Consider the following 17,185-nt stretch of genomic DNA (forward strand, 5'->3'; position numbering starts at 1 on the left):
AGATGAATAAAACAATATCGATCCTAATAATGAGTCTCTGCTGTGTCATGGCAACAGAAAATACATTTGCCAGTCCTGCTCAAAAAAAATCTGTAAAAGAACTAATTAAACTCAGTGATTTAGAAAACCTTTTACATTCCTCTCTAGATGAGATGCAACCTGCGTTAGACTCTGAAGCTGAAAGTATGCTTTTAAAAATTTTGGGTAAAGAGAGACTGACAACCAATCAAGAACATCTAGCACTTGTAGAACTCAGTCAATTATTAAAAGACACAAGCTCAAAAATGTTTATGCGCCCTGAAACATTACAAGCAATTGAGCAAATTTATGCAGAAACACTGAGTGAAGAGGAAGTACAAGCTTATTTAAAATTTTTGCGAACGCCAGAAGGAAAATCAATCAACCAAAAAAATTTAACAATTAGTAGCAATGTTTTTCAATACATGAATAGTTTAAGTCAAAAGACCTTAAATGATCCTGAGCAAAATTTAAAACTCAAAGAGCAGCTTTTAAGCATCATCAAACCCTTAATTCAAGATGAATAAACGCTGCTCAATATCGACTACCACGTCAATGGATTCCAAAGTTTAAATGGCTTAACCAATAGTACCTCAGACTTTTCATCATACTTAGCTGGCTTTAACTCTTGGGGCTTAGACCGAATTTTACCTGAGGCATCTTGTGCTACAAAGTTATAGCTCGATGATTTTAAACGTGTAAATGCGATTTCTTGATGTGCAACTTTATCAGGCATAATCATAAATGGCCCCGTATGTTCACTACGAGAAATCTTATTTTCTTCATCGTATTTAATAAAATACGTTTGTGATGCATCAACCGTAAAATCTACATATTTTGGTTTTTGAAAATGTAGCCCTGCCAATGGACGGCTGACACTCAGACGATATGTCCCTGCTGGTAGTTCTACCCAATAATAATGATTATGTAATAGGCTTGGAATTCGATGACCGTTAATAAATAAATTTGCAGCAGCAATTTCTTGGCGATTCCAGCGCGTATCTGGGCGATATAAATATACCACTGCCGCTTGCTCATTCTGTGGTTTGATCGGTGTGTAATATTGACCTAATTTTTGATTGACCCATCCACCTATGGTAAAACCACCAACATGATACTGATCAGATAGCCCTGGTTCTTTTGCTGTATCTACTGGAGGTAAAGTCGCTGTGAGTACTGTTGAATTTTCTTCAACCGCCTTATGACTTTGACAGCCAGCCAACACCCCTGCACAACATAATGACAATATTAAATAACGCATGATATCCCTCAAGGCGTTTTCTTGGATTTATTTTTAACAGCGCAAAACTATGCGGATTTTCCAATTTTTAAGATTAACACCTCATTAATTAATTGCAAATAAAAAAAGCATGAAAAGTCTAACCTTTCATGCTTTTTAGATGAATGAGAATTAAGCAGATTTTGAATCAATTACTTTCAAATCTTTCTTTTCAACTAATTCAGGTGTTGTCACTTGTGGTAAACGTTCAGCTTTAAATGTTGGCTTAGCTGTACCATTAATCACAGCCTCATCCACAATAACCGTCCCCACATCACTACGACTTGGTAAGTCATACATGGTTTCTAGCAAAACGTTTTCTAAAATTGAACGTAAGCCACGCGCACCCGTATTTCGTTCAAGTGCTTTCTTCGCTACAGCACGCAATGCAGATTCATCAAAGACAAGATCAACATTTTCCATCGTGAAAAGATACTGATATTGGCGAGTTAATGCATTTTTAGGCTCTGTCAGAATTTGCATTAATGCTTCTTCATCCAGTTCTTCTAAAGTTGCAATCACAGGTAAACGACCAATAAACTCAGGAATCAAACCAAATTTGACTAAATCAGTTGCTTCAACTTGACGGAACAACTCAGAGACTTTTTTACTGTCATCCTTATTCTTCACATCAGCCGTGAATCCAATACCGCCTTTCTCTTGACGTTGTTGTACAATTTTCTCTAAACCAGAGAATGCACCACCGCAAATAAATAAAATATTTGAGGTATCAATTTGAATGAATTCTTGTTGCGGATGCTTACGACCACCTTGTGGCGGAATAGAAGCAACGGTGCCTTCAATCATTTTCAATAATGCTTGTTGTACACCTTCACCCGATACATCACGAGTAATTGATGGATTCTCCGATTTACGGGTAATCTTATCAATCTCATCAATATAGATAATACCTTTCTGCGCTTTTTCTACATCGTAGTCCGCTTTCTGCAATAACTTTTGTACGATGTTTTCAACATCTTCACCCACATAACCCGCTTCTGTGAGTGTCGTTGCATCTGCCATGGCAAAAGGAACATCCAATAAGCGTGCAAGAGTTTGCGCAAGTAAGGTCTTACCTGAACCCGTTGGTCCAATTAACAAGATATTACTTTTCGCAATCTCAATATCTTGATGTGCATGATGTGACTGACCAACTTTCAAACGCTTATAATGATTATAGACCGCAACAGATAGTGTTTTCTTTGCAACATCTTGTCCAATGACATATTGATCCAACGCAGCACGTATCTCATGTGGTTTAGGCAAAGCTTTAGTCGCCCAGTCACCTGCTTCAACTTGTTGACTGGTTTGCACTAAATCTAAGCAGACATCCACACACTCATTACAAATATATGCGTCCTCACCTGCAATCAATTTTCCAACTTCAGATTGTGTCTTACCACAAAATGAACAATGCTTTTGTCCTTGAGGATGTTCGGACATATTTACTCCACAACTTAAATCTTAAAAACTAGGGACGTTTGCTTAATACTTGGTCAACTAAACCATATTCTTTGGCTGCTTGTGCAGTCATAAAATTGTCACGATCTGTGTCACGTGCAATTCTTTCATAATCTTGACCACTATGCTCAGCCATCAAACGGTTTAGACGCTCTTTGATATAAAGAATTTCACGTGCATGAATTTCGATATCAGACGCTTGACCACGGAAACCACCGAGTGGTTGGTGAATCATCACGCGTGCATTTTCAAGACAGTAACGTTTTCCTTTAGCACCCGCATTCAATAAGAATGCACCCATTGAAGCCGCTTGTCCCATGCAATATGTAACAACATCTGGCTTAATAAACTGCATAGTGTCATAAATTGCCATACCAGCAGTTACTGAGCCTCCCGGTGAGTTGATATAAAGATGGATATCTTTCTCTGGATTCTCAGCTTCTAAAAATAACATCTGCGCAACGATAAGATTTGCCATGTTATCTTCAACTTCACCTGTCAAAAAGATCACACGCTCACGTAACAAACGTGAGAAAATATCAAATGAACGCTCACCACGTGATGACTGTTCAACGACCACTGGAACTAAAGCATTTTCAATTGTTGGAACATACATATGTTTATTTATTCCTAAATTATTGTGACTCGATCATGCCAACAATATGAGGGATAATCGCTGAAATTGCAAAAGGTTCAACCCTAAATATTCGACTATTTAGACTAAAAGCTGGCAATTTTTCGATAAATTAACACTTTCATAACACGGATAAAAAAAGGCGCATTAAGCGCCTTTCTTCTGAACTTTTAAAAGATTAGCCACGACGAGCTTGTTGTTCTTTCAATAAGTCTTCGTAACTTACTGGAACATCATTTACTTTAGCAGCAGCTAAAATGTGGTCAACAACTTGGTCTTCTAACACAACTGCTTCGATTTGAGCACGTTGTTGTTTATCATTTTTGAAGTATTCAACAACTTCTGTTGGATCTTCATAAGAAGAAGCCATGTCATCGATGTAAGCTTCAACACGTGCTTGATCAACTTCAAGTTTAGCATCAGCTAATACTTTGCTAACCAATACACCAAGCTTCACTGATTTTTCAGCTTGTTCTTTGAACAACTCATCTGGAAGCATACTGCTATCAAATGCACCTGCACCTTGAGCACCAAACTGTTGAGTGAACTGTTGAATCATTTGTTGACGTTGACGGTCAATTTCTTGAGCAACCATAGAAGCTGGAACTTCAATTTCGTTTGCAGCGACAAGTGCATCAAATGCAGCTTGTTTAACTTGGTTACGAAGACCGTTGCGAACTTCACGTTCCATATTTTTACGAACGTCAGCTTTTAACTTATCTACGCCTTCTTCTTCAGTTAAACCAAAGATTTTTAAGAATTCAGCATCAATCTCTGGAAGTTTTTGTTTTTCAACAAGCTTCACAGTGATTTTGAATTGAGCTGCTTTACCCGCTAAGTTTTCAGCTTGGTAATCTTCAGGGAAAGTAACATCAATCACTTTCTCTTCGCCTTTCTTCATCCCGATGATGCCATCTTCAAAGCCTGGAATCATACGACCAGAACCAAGAACAAGTTTAAAGTCTTCAGCAGCGCCGCCTTCAAACTTCTCACCATCAACTGTACCTTCAAAATCGAAAGTCACTTGCATGTCTTTTTTCGCCATGCCTTTAGTTTCAGTCCAAGAAGCACGTTGTTTTTGCAAGTTTTCAATCATTACATCAACATCAGCATCGTTGATTTCTGATGATTTACGTTCAACTTCTAAGTCAGCAAAAGCTTTCACTTCTACTTCTGGATAAACTTCTACAGTTGCTTCAAAAACTAAAGCATCATCTTTGTTTTCAACTTTTTCAATGTTCGGCATGCCGACCGCATTGATTTTTTCTTGTTGAATTGCTTCGAATACTGTGTCACGAATGATGTCATTCACAACTTCTTGATAAATGCTCGCACCATATTCACGGCGAACAACATTTAAAGGCACTTTACCTGGACGGAAGCCGTTGATCTTCACAGTTTTGGCAGTGCGTTTTAAGCGAGCTTCAAATTGCTCGTTAACACGGCTCGTCGGTACAGAAACATTTAAACGACGGGCAACGCCCGAAACCGCTTCAGTCGTTACTTGCATGGCTTCCTCGATATATAGTTAGTAGTAACATTTTTAAAAGTGCCACATTATATGACAACTTTCTGGATATACAAAATCAGATGATCAAAATTCCCTATTTTTCCTAATTTGCCAGAAAAACAATATTTAAATTCTCAACCTAAAAAATCAAACTAACAATTTTAAAATGATCATTTAAGTATAAAAAACATAGCATTAAATAAATCAATCGTTAATACTGATTCTCATTATCAAAAACAACCGTAATACCAATTACAAAATTAAATTATAAATATCATAAGTTTAAGACTATACAATTCATTATACAGCCAAAATCACAATTGATAATAATAATAATTATCATTAGACTTCTCACAAAATGTTACATAGCTTAACAATCCACTCACTTTTACTACACTTTTTGTGAAAGTTTAAAATGATCAAAAGCTCTGTCATTCATCTGTTTAATTTCGGGGGTTCTCTCATGGCAAAAATCAAAAGCCGTAAACATATTGCTACAACACCGTTAGTTGCACTTGCAGCAAGTCTACCTTTAGTCAGTCATGCGGCAACTAAAGAAGAAAAAGTGACTCAACTTCCAACCATTGAAGTGACAGCACAAGAGATCTATAAAGCCAATACCGTTAGTTCCCCAAAGTACACACAACCTTTAGTGGACACACCTCAAACGATTCAAGTAATTAAAAAAGAAATTTTACAAGAACAAGGGGCTGCTTCTTTAGTGGAGGCATTGCGAAATACACCTGGAATTACCCTACAAATGGGTGAAAATGGAAATACCAGTGCAGGTGATACTTTCCAAATGCGTGGTTTTTCGACTCAAACTTCGACTTATGTAGATGGAATTCGTGATCTTGGTGCTGTAAGTCGTGATGTATTTAACTTAGAGCAAATTGAAGTTGTCAAAGGTCCTTCAGGTGCTGAAGCTGGTCGTGGCTCTGCTTCTGGTTATATCAATTTAGTCACTAAATTACCTAAAGCTGAAAATAGCAGTGAAGTCTCTGCACGTTATAACACAGCAGAAAATGCGCGTTTAACGGCTGATATTAATCAGGCAATTAGCGAAAGTACCGCAATCCGCTTAAACGTGATGGGGCAAGATGGTGGTGTCGAAGGTCGAGATGTTATAGAGAATAACGGTTGGGCAATTGCGCCATCAATTGCATTCGGATTAGACAGCGATACTCGTCTGTATTTGTATTCTCAACATATCCGTCAGAATAATATTCCTGATGGCGGTATTCCAACTGTAGGTATGAAAGGCTTCTATAACAGTGACGCACAGTTAAATAACGCAAAAGAAGTAAATCGTTCAAACTACTACGGCAGCATCAATGATTATGAAGATATTGATGCTGATATGTTCACAGCTAAAATCGAAAGTGATTTTGGGGAAAGTATTAAATTTACCAACACCACTCGTTACGGTAAATCTCAAATGAATCGCGCATTAACGGGAATTAATGGGCTTAGCCGAACAATACCGAATACAACACCTGCTCAACAATCGAATAATCCAAATGATTGGACTGTTGCTCGATCTCATCAAGGTGTAGATCAAGAAAATAAGATTCTCGCGAATGTCTCTGCTTTAAATATTAATTTTAAAACTGGCGCTGTTGAACATGATTTAGTTGCTGGCTTAGAGTTTTTACAAGAACAACAAATCTCTCGTACTTTATCTACTCAAAAACCAGGAACAAAAGCTCCTACAACGCCTGCTGCAAATCTCTATAATCCTAACCATGATGATGTAATGCCTGAATTGGTTTATACAGGTGCATATAGTGATGGTGAAACCAAAACAGCCGCAGCTTATTTATTTGATACGGTAAAACTATTAGATAATCGTTTACAGTTTAATGGTGGTGTACGTCTTGATTACTATCATACAGATTATGAGGCTTTAGCTGTTGCAACGAATGCAACCACCCTTGCGATTACTAAAACTCCCACTAATCTCAAAGCACACGATACTTTGGTGAGCTGGAAATTAGGTACTTTATTCAAACCAACCGAAAATAGCAGCCTTTATGTGTCTTACGCTAAATCATTGACTCCACCAGGAAGTGCAAACTTTAGCTTATCGGACACAGGAGCTAATAGTTCAGCGGCTAAACCACAAAAAACTAATCACTATGAAGTGGGTGGAAAATGGGATGTATTAAAGAATAAATTAGCATTAACTAGTGCGATTTACCATACTGAGAATGAAAATCAGTTTACCCAAGATCCAATCACGAAAGAATCTATTCAAGAAGGCAAAACACGTGTTCAAGGCTTAGAACTTGGTATCGTCGGTCAAATTACAGATGCTTGGAATATTTCTGCGGGCATTGCTCATATGAAAACTAAGCAAAAAAATCAACAAAGTTTCAATACCACAACGGGTGAAAAAACTGCTACCGATTCGGTACGTTGGTCTCCAGACTGGACTGCTTCATTATGGACAACCTATGATATTGCAGGTTTTAAGTTAGGCCTAGGCGCACGTTATGTTGATGAACAAAAACGTGTGATCACAGATAGTACAGCTCCAGCAAATATGCCTAAAGTTCCATCTTATATTGTATTTGATGCAATGGCGGGTTATAGCTTTAACAAGAATGCTTCTGTGAATCTAAATGTCTATAACTTAGCTGATAAAGATTACATTAGTGCTTTAAATAATGGCGGTAGTCGTTTCGTACTTGGTCAGCCACGTTCTGCTGCATTAACCTTTAACTACAAATTCTAAGTCATTTTATTTAATTCATCATGATTGAATAAATGAACACAGCCTGTCAAAAAAGCTATAATTTTTGACAGGTTGTATTTTTTGGAAGATTCAAAATATGATGTTGCATATCCCCCAAGTACTCAATAAGCATCAAGTTGCTGAGCTACGTGAACAAATACAACAACAATCAGTTTGGATTGACGGTACACATAGTGCAGGTCCACAAGCACAAAAAATTAAAAATAATTTACAAGTCGATATACAGAGTGATGTATATGAATCTGTTAGCCATTTTGTTTTGAGTGCATTACAACAAAATCTGCTTTTGCGTTCAGCTGCCCTTCCTAAACATACATTATTGCCAATGTTTAACTGCTATCAAAATCAAGGCAATTATGGCAACCATGTTGATAATTCGATTCAATATTCTGCAAAAACAGGGCAAATGATTCGTACTGATGTGTCTATCACCGTCTTTTTATCTGAACCTGATGAATATGAAGGTGGGGAACTGATTATCGAAGATACTTACGGCAGCCATGAAGTGAAACTCGATGCAGGAGATGCAATTGTTTACCCAGCAACAAGTTTGCATCGTGTTGAACCTGTGACACAAGGACGTAGAATCGCAGCATTCACATGGATTCAAAGCATGGTTAAAGATGACTGGCAGCGAACGATGCTATTCAATTTAGACATGACCATTATCAAACTAAGACAACAATTGGGCGATACAGAAGAAGTTGTTAGTTTAACCAGCCATTATCATAATTTGTTAAGACAATGGGGGGATTTATAATGCATGACCAGATCCCTACACCCGCTTTAAATACTATTCCTTCGTATATTCAAACAATTTCTGACTATCAACAGCAAGCTCAGCACCATGTTAGCAAGGACATTTGGGGATACTTAAATGGTGGAGCGATGCATGAAATTAGCGTGCAAAATAATTGCCAACAATTTCAAAATATTCAATTGATTCCTAGACATCTAAATGACTTAACACAAGGTAATACTCGTTTTCAATTATTTGGGATGGAATATCCGCATCCTATTTTCCTTGCACCGATTGGCCACCAAGCACTTTTTCATCCTCAAGCAGAAGCTGCATCTGCTCTCGCAGCTGAACTTATGCAAAGTAACTTTGTATTAAGTACATTCACAAATACACATATGGCACAGTTGAAACTAGAAAATCCATATAAATGGTTTCAATTGTATTGGCAAGGATGCAGAGAAAAATCGTTAACCTTAATCAAACAAGCTGAACAATCAGGTTATCGTGCAATTGTGATTACGGTCGATGCTCCCCACGTGGGTATCCGAGATCGGGAACGTAAGTTATTCTTTCAGCTACCAGAAGAAATGCAACATCCACACACTCCTACCCATTTAAGCTTTCCTGATGTATCACCATCCGAAAGCCAACTATTTCAAGGCTTAATGCAAATTGCGCCTAAGTGGGCGGATATTGCTTGGGTGATTGCAAATACACATTTACCTGTAATCTTAAAAGGAATACTACATCCTGCCGATGCTCAGAAAGCCCTCGATCATGGTGTGTCTGGGATTATTGTTTCTAATCATGGTGGGCGCATTGTAGATACGACTATTCCACCTTTAGTTGCATTACAAAAAATTCGTGCAATTGTTCCTCCTGATTACCCTGTATTATTAGATGGTGGAATTCGACGTGGTACAGATATCTTCAAAGCAATTGCATTAGGTGCAAATGCCGTAATGATTGGACGCCCTTATATTTATGGTTTAGCAACAGCAGGCGCTTTAGGTGTTGCTCATGTCATCCGCATGTTAAAGGAAGAATTTGAAATCACGATGGCACTTATGGGAACCGCTACCATAAAGGACATTAATCAAGACTATATTTATCAGCCTTAAGCATATTAACGGGAAATATTTTCTTTAAATTTTATTTTTATGCAAAAAATAGGAAAATATTTTCCATCCATTCGAATTAAAATAAATTATAGACCACTGCAGTCGCTTGTATATTCACCTAGACTGATTCAAATTAGGTGATTAAGATAACTGCAAAACCCAATACTTTTGCTTTGAACGGTAGATAATGAAAACGAGTGATGATCTTAGCCATCCGTCTGATATAAAACTACTCACTGCTCTCCTGATGCTGCGCCTCGCGCGCGTATAAATTTTTCGCCTACTTTATTTAGGCACTCGATCCCCGAATTCACTTTAAATTAATTCTTATAGACACCATATATATTCGTAGCACGTTGCATTTATTTTGAAGCAGCAACCCATGCTACAACAAGGAGTTATCTCATGATGTTGGCTGACCCAAGCAAAAAATACCGCCGTATGTATCAACGAGTGGATTTACCAGATCGTCAATGGCCAAATAACGAAATTAACCAAGCACCGATTTGGATGAGCACCGATCTTCGTGATGGTAACCAAGCGATTTTTGAACCAATGGATATGGATCAAAAATTAAAAATGTTTCATATGTTGGTTAAAATCGGCTTCAAACATATTGAAATTGGTTTCCCTTCAGCATCTCAAATTGACTTTGACTTTACTCGTAAGTTAATTGAAGAAGATTTGATTCCAGAAGATGTGTACATCGAAGTTTTGGTTCAAGCTCGAGATCATTTAATTGCGCGCACTTTTGAAGCATTAGTTGATGCTAAACGTGCGATCGTGCATATCTACAATTCAAACTCACCAACATTCCGTCAAAAAGTGTTGAATGTAGATGCAAACGGCGCAAAGCAACTTGCAATTAATGCAGCAAATAAAGTTAAAGAATACGCAGCACAATACCCTGCAACTGAATGGATTTTCCAATATAGTCCAGAGTGTTTTTCTGCAACAGAATTGGAAGTTGCCAAAGATGTCTGTGATGCGGTCACGGAAATTTGGGAAGCGTCTCCAACCAATAAGGTGATCTTGAACTTGCCTGCAACGGTTGAGGTTTCAACGCCGAATGTCTATGCCGATCAAATCGAATGGATGCACCGTAACTTGGCGCGTCGTGATGGTGTGATTATCTCAGTCCACTGTCACAATGACCGTGGTTGTGGTATTGCTGCTTCTGAATTGGCGATTATGGCGGGTGCTGACCGTGTTGAAGGTTGCGTGTTTGGTAATGGTGAACGTACAGGTAACGTCGATGTTGCTGCGATTGCCTTAAACATGTATACCCAAGGTGTTGCACCAAACTTAGACTTCTCAAATATCAATGAAATCATTGCAACAGTTGAAGAATGTACAGGTTTACCTGTGCACCCTCGTCATCCATATGCAGGTGATTTAGTCTTTACCGCTTTCTCTGGTTCACACCAAGATGCGATTAAAAAAGGCTTTGAATTCCAGAAAAACGAAGAGATCTGGGATATGCCGTACTTACCAATCGACCCTAAAGATTTAGGTCGTGACTATGATGCGGTGATTCGTGTCAACAGCCAATCTGGTAAAGGTGGTATTGCTTACTTATTGGAATCAAATTACAACGTTGCTTTACCACGCCGAGTACAAATCGAGTTCAGCCAAATCGTACAGCAACATACTGATGAAAACGGTACAGAAATTAGTGCACATGAAATCTGGACCTTATTCCAAAATACCTATGTGGATGTAAAAAATAGCCATTATCAAACCAAACATTATCAGTTATCCGATATTAATGGTACACAAATCATTGAATTAGATATTGAAATTGACGGTGAAGTACAACGTTTACGTGGTGAAGGTAACGGCCCAATTTCGGCGATGCTCGATGCGTTACAATTGCCAATTGATGTTGTAAATTATGAAGAACGTAGTATCAGTTCTGGTGCAAATGCTAAAGCACTTGCCTTGATTGAACTTCAAGTCAAAGGCACAGGTAAAAATGCCTTTGGTGCAGGGATTCATGACAACATTGTCACCTCATCGATTGAAGCGATTATTGCATGTACCAATCGTTTAATTGAACAAGGCGTACTTACAACTGAGCAAGTTGCTGCTGCGGCAGTTTAAGCAAAGCTGAGTTGTAATATCAGAAAAAATGACTTTTGAAAGGATACCTGAATTGGTATCCTTTTATTATTGATCAAAGATTTATACAAGGCGAATCATTCCAGTGTCTTTTCCATCGGATTCAGTGGGTTTAGTCACACCACAAAAATTTCAATTTGAGCAACCATTAGAGCTTGAATGTGGGCGTATCCTGCCACGTTTTGATTTGATGGTTGAAACCTATGGAACACTTAATGCAGATAAATCCAATGCAATCTTAATTTGCCATGCATTATCCGGGCATCATCATGCTGCGGGTTATCATCATGCAGATGATAAAAAAGCAGGTTGGTGGGATAGCTGTATTGGTCCCGGTAAAGCGATTGATACCAATCATTTTTTTATTGTTTCTTTAAATAATATTGGTGGTTGTAATGGTTCAACAGGCCCAACATCGCCAAATCCTGAAAACGAAAATCGTCCTTATGGCCCAGATTTTCCATTAGTCACTGTTCGTGACTGGGTAAAGACCCAAGCCATGCTATCTGATCGCCTTGGAATTGATGTGTGGTTCGCCGTGATTGGTGGTTCTTTAGGTGGCATGCAAGCACTACAATGGTCATTGGACTATGCTGATCGTTTAAAAAAATGCGTCATTATCGCCAGTGCACCAAAATTATCAGCTCAAAATATTGCCTTTAATGAAGTTGCTCGCCAATCGATTCTCTCTGATCCAGATTTCCATCATGGGCGTTACTTGGAAAATGACAGTTATCCAAAACGTGGATTAATTTTGGCACGTATGGTCGGTCATATTACGTATTTGTCTGAAGAAGCCATGAAACAGAAATTTGGTCGTGATTTGAAATCTGGCAAATTTATGTATGGTTTTGATGTCGAATTCCAAGTGGAAAGCTATTTGCGTTACCAAGGCGAACAATTTAGCCGCAATTTCGATGCAAATACTTACTTGATTATGACCAAGGCCTTGGATTACTTTGATCCTTCTCGTGAATATGAACATTCATTAACAAAGGCAATGAGTCAACCGAAGTGCCAATTCTTGGTGGTTTCATTTACGACTGACTGGCGTTTTAGCCCAAGTCGTTCACAAGAATTAGTTGATGCTTTAATTGATAATCATAAGCCCGTCAGTTACTTAGATATTGATGCGGAACAAGGTCATGATTCGTTCTTGTTCCCTATCCCACTCTATGTGAAAACATTAAGAGCATTTTTAGGTGGAGAACAACAGTTGCAAGCTACACCGCAGGAGCAGCACTAATGCGAATAGATCAACGACTCGCTGAAAAATGGATCAGTCCGAACTCTAGCGTATTAGACTTAGGCTGTGGTGATGGTGAATTACTGGCTCATATGAGCAAACAGCACAATATTCGTGCTTATGGCTTAGAAATTGATCAAGAAAAGATTGCAATTGCGATCAGTCGGGGGTTAAATATTATTCAACAGGACTTAAACTTAGGTTTAAGCCGTTTTGCCGACCAATCTTTTGATTCTGTAGTCATGGCACAAGCTTTGCAAGCTGTAGATGCACCTGATGTATTACTTCGTGATATGGTGCGTGTTGGCAAACAGGCGATTATTACCTTTCCAAACTTTGCGTATTGGAAGACACGTTCTTTTCTTGCATTAAAAGGTAAAATGCCTGTTTCGGAAGCTTTACCCTATATGTGGTATAACACCCCGAATATTCATTTATGTACTTTCCGTGACTTTGAAGCCTTATGTGCTGAGAATCGGATTAAAATTATTAATCGACTTGCCGTTAATGGTGACCAACAAGGTAGTGTGCTCAGTAAGCATATGCCGAACCTATTTGGTGAAGTCGCAATTTATCGAGTGAGCGCTCTATGAAAAAGACATTTATCAGCACATTTTTATTTGGTCTGATCAGTATACAAGCGCATGCTGACTATGTTGCTCAACCCCAATCGGTTGCAACACAGGCAGCACGATATTCAGTTATGAGTATCAGTGAATTACAAAGCGCAGCAAAATCTGGTCAAGCTGGGGCACAATTTTATCTAGCAACACGTTATCAGTATGGTAAAGACGTTGCTAAAGATGAGAAACAAGCTTTTTCTTTATTTAAAGCAGCAGCAGATCAAGGTTTATCTGCTGCACAGTTAAATGTCGGTCGTATGTATGCAGATGGCATCGGTACGAAGAAAGATGAAGCTTTGGCGCGTAAATATTTCGAGAAAGCTGCGAGTAATGGCGATAACCGTGCCAGCTTTAATCTCGCGATGATGGAAGAACAAAAGAAAAACTATGTTGGTGCTTACCAATGGTATGAGCTTTCAACACGTGACGGTATGCTGGATACTAAAGTCATCAGTCTTTCTGAAGGTAAGAAAACAGCGTTGGCTGCAAACTTAACTCAAGACCAGATTCGTACTGCACGTGACCGTGCTGATAAATGGATTCAAGCCCAATAGTCTTGCCTCAATCTATGAAGTGATTTAAAAACCGACTTGTAAGAGTCGGTTTTTTATTATATTGATAACATTCATATTTAATTAAGTTTATTAAATGAGCAATATAGAAAAGGCGATATTCAAAGTAAAACTAGAATTGGAAACAATAACACCAGAAGAAATCCAAAGGTGGGCAATTGAGACATTAGAAAAAAATTCATCAAATGATTTAGCTTTAGATATCTGTTTCTTATCAACCTCAGACCAAGTTACAACCTATTTTAATCAATTATCCCGAAGTCTATTTAATACAGATTTAACAAAGGAATCAGTCAATAACCTCTTAAAAGATTATATTGAAAAACATCTTGAGTTAGTAAAAAGCCAAGAGCTTCTATTTCCTTTTCTTCAGAAGCTCTTGGCTTTATCTAAGACTATAGAGAATGAAGATTTATATGAATTATTAAACTATTATGATGATGAATTTTACTTAAGCTTTGAAGGATATTCACTTTCGGAACCAGATGAGGTTTTTAAAAGTTTCATCGAAGATTTAAAAAAATTGTATCAAAATTAGATAAAATAAAAGAAAGCGACTTTTTTAGATTTTAGAATACAACCATTCAGTTCTACACTATTCTGTAGAAACACCCTAAAATCCTATTCAATCTAAGCGAATTTAAAATTTTATATGTTTACTCCATCATGGCTTAACCAAGGCAGCCTTGTCCTTGCAAGTAATAACAAAGGTAAAGTTGTCGAATTTGAACATCTCTTCCAACAACTCAATCTTCCTGTCGAAATCATTCCTCAAGGCAAACTGAATATTGAAGATGCGATTGAAGATGGTCTCAGCTTTGTTGAAAATGCCATTATCAAAGCACGTCATGCATCTAAACTTTCAGGTAAACCTGCGCTTGCAGATGATTCTGGGATTTGTGTTCCGATTTTAGGTGGTGCACCAGGAATTTATTCAGCGCGCTATGCGGGCGAGCATGGCAATGATGCTGCTAATAACCAAAAGCTTTTAGCTGATCTTATACCTTTCCGTAAAGACGGCGAAGTGATTGAGGGCATGTTTGTTTGCGTATTAGTACTGGTCACACATGCCGAAGATCCATTGCCACAAATCTTTCAAGGCATTTGGAAAGGTGAGATTTTAGAAGCAGCACGCGGTGAGAATGGGTTTGGCTATGATCCATTGTTCTGGCTACCAGAACTCAATCTTTCAAGTGCTGAACTTAGCAAAGCTGACAAAAATAAAATCAGTCATCGTGGTCAAGCAATGCAGCTGTTTAAAGCAAGTTTGATTTAAAGATCATTTGCCCTAGCTAAAACCTAGGGCAAATTATTTAAATCTAGATTGAATAAAAATACTGAATAATGAGTAAAAACTCACCTTAACGAGGCATTGATTACAAACCAAAAAGTAAAAAATTATCCATCAATCTACTTAATCTCATAATTTTTTGTCGCAAAATTGCAATATAAGTGTCACATCTTTGTCATGCCAAACTGTTGAGATATAACCAAAGTTATATAGGAATAGAATTATGGCTGGTTTATCAATTTGGCACGTCGTTATTTTTGCAATTGTCGTGATTTTACTATTCGGTACATCAAAGCTTAAAAATTTAGGCAAAGATGTTGGCGGTGCTGTTAAAGATTTCAAAAAGTCTATTAAAGAAGATGAAGTTGCTGCACCACTCAATGAGCCTCGTACCATTGATGCTCAAGTTAAAAATGCTGAAAGCTCAGTAAAAAGCTAAGCGAGCGGAATTATGCTGAACTTGGGAATGACTGAGATTTTTTGCTTTGCAGTAATTGCATTATTGGTTCTCGGTCCTGATAAATTACCTGAAGCTGCTCGATTTGTAGCAAAATGGTATGGGAAAATTAAAAAATTTATCAACAATATTCAGAATGAAATTGATCGAGAGCTCCGTCTTTCTGAGTTCCGCGAAGAAATGCAAAAAGAAATTGAAAAGATTACTGAGCTTGAACGTCGGCTACAAAAACAATTAGATGAATTGAAAACTCAAAATCATGAGGTAGAGGCTGCGCCATCAGTAACTAAATCTCAAAATTCGATTCGCTATGTGCCATATCACTCAAGTTCTATTATTCCTTTTTGTGTTCAATACCAAAAATCATCTGTGATTGGTATGGAAGCATACCCATCGTTGAATCAGTTTGATAACGAATTAAAGATTGCCGTATGAGTCAATTACCATCAACTTCAGTCAGTACTGAAGAAACCCTACAACAAATGCCGGTCATGCAGCATTTAATCGTACTTCGCCAATATCTTTTTAAGATTGTTGGCGTAACAATTTTTCTGTTTTTTTGTTTATTACCTTTTAGAAATCAAACCTATCAATGGCTGTCTGAACCATTGAGACAACAATTACCCGCAACATCAACCATGATTGCGACGGATGTCACAGCTACCTTTATGGCACCGTTTAAACTCAATTTATTCGTCGCATTTATGCTGGCAATGCCCTATATCATTTATCAAATTTGGTCATTTATAAAACCTGCGCTATATGAAAAAGAACAACATTTAGCGATTCCTTTGCTATTTGGCAGTATTCTTTTATTCTACTTAGGTGTCGCATTCGCCTATTTCATTACCCTACCTGCTATTTTGCATTTCTTTATTAGCGTGTCTCCTGAAACTGTTGCACCTATGACAGATATTAATAGCTATCTAAGCTTCTGCTTAAAACTATTCTTGGTTTTCGGTTTTACCTTTGAAATTCCAATCATTACTCTAGTTCTGATTTTGATTGGTGTCGTGAGTACACAAAGCCTCGTTGAAAAACGCCGTTTTATTGTTGTTGGATGCTTTTTCGTAGCTATGTTTGTAACACCACCTGATGCATTATCCATGATTATGCTGGCTGTTCCGATGTGGATGCTATTTGAAATCGGTTTACTTTTTGGAAAAATATTAGAAAAGCGCAAAGCAGTTTCAGAATAATAATATCTCTGTTCAATCCCTGAATAACCTCAGGGATTTTTTTATTTTAAATTTATATTTTTTATATATTTATAAAAATTAAATTGTCTTCAAACTGCCTTAAAAGTGTCAAAAAATTGTCATCTATCAAACATAAAATCAATCTAGATTTAT

At 37.7% G+C, this 17,185-nt stretch carries 17 protein-coding genes; 13 read left to right on the top strand and 4 right to left on the bottom strand.

Annotation, left to right across the window (positions count from 1 at the left end; translation table 11 throughout):
- Window positions 1-2: 2 nt before the first annotated feature.
- Window positions 3-545: a DUF2059 domain-containing protein gene (locus tag AAV96_RS04130; protein ID WP_046738409.1), complete on the top strand. Its 543-nt coding sequence runs from the start codon at window positions 3-5 to the stop codon at window positions 543-545.
- A 17-nt stretch (window positions 546-562) separates the two neighbouring features.
- On the opposite strand, the gene AAV96_RS04135 is transcribed toward AAV96_RS04130, so the two are convergent.
- The 4 genes from AAV96_RS04135 to tig form a co-directional block, all read right to left on the bottom strand.
- Entirely contained in the window at window positions 563-1,279 is a 717-nt protein-coding gene (locus AAV96_RS04135; RefSeq protein WP_046738410.1) for a DUF2846 domain-containing protein, read from the bottom strand.
- A 150-nt stretch (window positions 1,280-1,429) separates the two neighbouring features.
- Entirely contained in the window at window positions 1,430-2,740 is a 1,311-nt protein-coding gene (clpX, locus tag AAV96_RS04140) for an ATP-dependent Clp protease ATP-binding subunit ClpX (protein WP_004660446.1), read from the bottom strand.
- A 28-nt stretch (window positions 2,741-2,768) separates the two neighbouring features.
- Window positions 2,769-3,374, bottom strand: a complete 606-nt coding sequence (gene clpP, locus AAV96_RS04145) for an ATP-dependent Clp endopeptidase proteolytic subunit ClpP (RefSeq protein WP_004660445.1) — start codon at window positions 3,372-3,374, stop codon at window positions 2,769-2,771.
- A 196-nt stretch (window positions 3,375-3,570) separates the two neighbouring features.
- The gene (gene tig, locus AAV96_RS04150) at window positions 3,571-4,902 is read right to left on the bottom strand and encodes a trigger factor (RefSeq protein WP_046738411.1); all 1,332 of its coding nucleotides are present in this window, start codon (window positions 4,900-4,902) and stop codon (window positions 3,571-3,573) included.
- A gap of 463 nt (window positions 4,903-5,365) precedes the next feature.
- Here tig and AAV96_RS04155 point away from each other — a divergent pair, with 463 nt between their 5' ends.
- The 12 genes from AAV96_RS04155 to tatC all read left to right on the top strand — a co-directional run bounded on the left by AAV96_RS04155 (window position 5,366) and on the right by tatC (window position 17,032).
- The gene (locus AAV96_RS04155) at window positions 5,366-7,639 is read left to right on the top strand and encodes a catecholate siderophore receptor Fiu (protein WP_046738417.1); all 2,274 of its coding nucleotides are present in this window, start codon (window positions 5,366-5,368) and stop codon (window positions 7,637-7,639) included.
- A 97-nt stretch (window positions 7,640-7,736) separates the two neighbouring features.
- Window positions 7,737-8,420, top strand: coding sequence for a Fe2+-dependent dioxygenase (locus AAV96_RS04160; RefSeq protein ID WP_046738412.1), 684 nt, complete (start codon window positions 7,737-7,739; stop codon window positions 8,418-8,420).
- Window positions 8,420-9,523: an alpha-hydroxy acid oxidase gene (locus AAV96_RS04165; protein ID WP_046738413.1), complete on the top strand. Its 1,104-nt coding sequence runs from the start codon at window positions 8,420-8,422 to the stop codon at window positions 9,521-9,523. Before AAV96_RS04160 ends, AAV96_RS04165 begins: the two co-directional genes overlap by 1 nt.
- Before the next feature lie 405 nt (window positions 9,524-9,928).
- Complete coding sequence (gene leuA / locus AAV96_RS04170; protein WP_005219710.1) at window positions 9,929-11,626, top strand: 2-isopropylmalate synthase; 1,698 nt, start codon at window positions 9,929-9,931, stop codon at window positions 11,624-11,626.
- A gap of 103 nt (window positions 11,627-11,729) precedes the next feature.
- Complete coding sequence (gene metX / locus AAV96_RS04175) at window positions 11,730-12,890, top strand: homoserine O-succinyltransferase MetX (RefSeq protein WP_004660433.1); 1,161 nt, start codon at window positions 11,730-11,732, stop codon at window positions 12,888-12,890.
- A complete protein-coding gene (gene metW / locus AAV96_RS04180; protein ID WP_005219708.1) occupies window positions 12,890-13,483 on the top strand; it encodes a methionine biosynthesis protein MetW in 594 nt (197 codons plus the stop codon). Before metX ends, metW begins: the two co-directional genes overlap by 1 nt.
- On the top strand, window positions 13,480-14,067 hold the full coding sequence (locus tag AAV96_RS04185; protein WP_004660430.1) for a tetratricopeptide repeat protein: 588 nt from the start codon (window positions 13,480-13,482) through the stop codon (window positions 14,065-14,067). The genes metW and AAV96_RS04185 overlap by 4 nt, the downstream gene beginning before the upstream one ends.
- 94 nt (window positions 14,068-14,161) lie before the next feature.
- Window positions 14,162-14,623 (top strand): hypothetical protein, encoded by a 462-nt coding sequence (locus AAV96_RS04190; RefSeq protein ID WP_046738414.1) that lies wholly within the window; start codon window positions 14,162-14,164, stop codon window positions 14,621-14,623.
- 114 nt (window positions 14,624-14,737) lie between these two features.
- Complete coding sequence (rdgB, locus tag AAV96_RS04195) at window positions 14,738-15,361, top strand: RdgB/HAM1 family non-canonical purine NTP pyrophosphatase (RefSeq protein WP_046738415.1); 624 nt, start codon at window positions 14,738-14,740, stop codon at window positions 15,359-15,361.
- Window positions 15,362-15,599: 238 nt separating this feature from the next.
- Window positions 15,600-15,815 carry a Sec-independent protein translocase subunit TatA gene (locus AAV96_RS04200; protein WP_004660425.1) on the top strand — a complete coding sequence of 72 codons (216 nt, stop codon included), beginning with the start codon at window positions 15,600-15,602 and terminating at the stop codon, window positions 15,813-15,815.
- A gap of 12 nt (window positions 15,816-15,827) precedes the next feature.
- A complete protein-coding gene (gene tatB / locus AAV96_RS04205) occupies window positions 15,828-16,268 on the top strand; it encodes a Sec-independent protein translocase protein TatB (protein ID WP_046738416.1) in 441 nt (146 codons plus the stop codon).
- Entirely contained in the window at window positions 16,265-17,032 is a 768-nt protein-coding gene (gene tatC / locus AAV96_RS04210) for a twin-arginine translocase subunit TatC (protein WP_004660422.1), read from the top strand. Before tatB ends, tatC begins: the two co-directional genes overlap by 4 nt.
- The last annotated feature ends 153 nt before the right edge of the window (window positions 17,033-17,185 follow it).

Source organism: Acinetobacter sp. AG1, assembly GCF_001005525.1.
GTDB classification, from domain to species: domain Bacteria; phylum Pseudomonadota; class Gammaproteobacteria; order Pseudomonadales; family Moraxellaceae; genus Acinetobacter; species Acinetobacter modestus.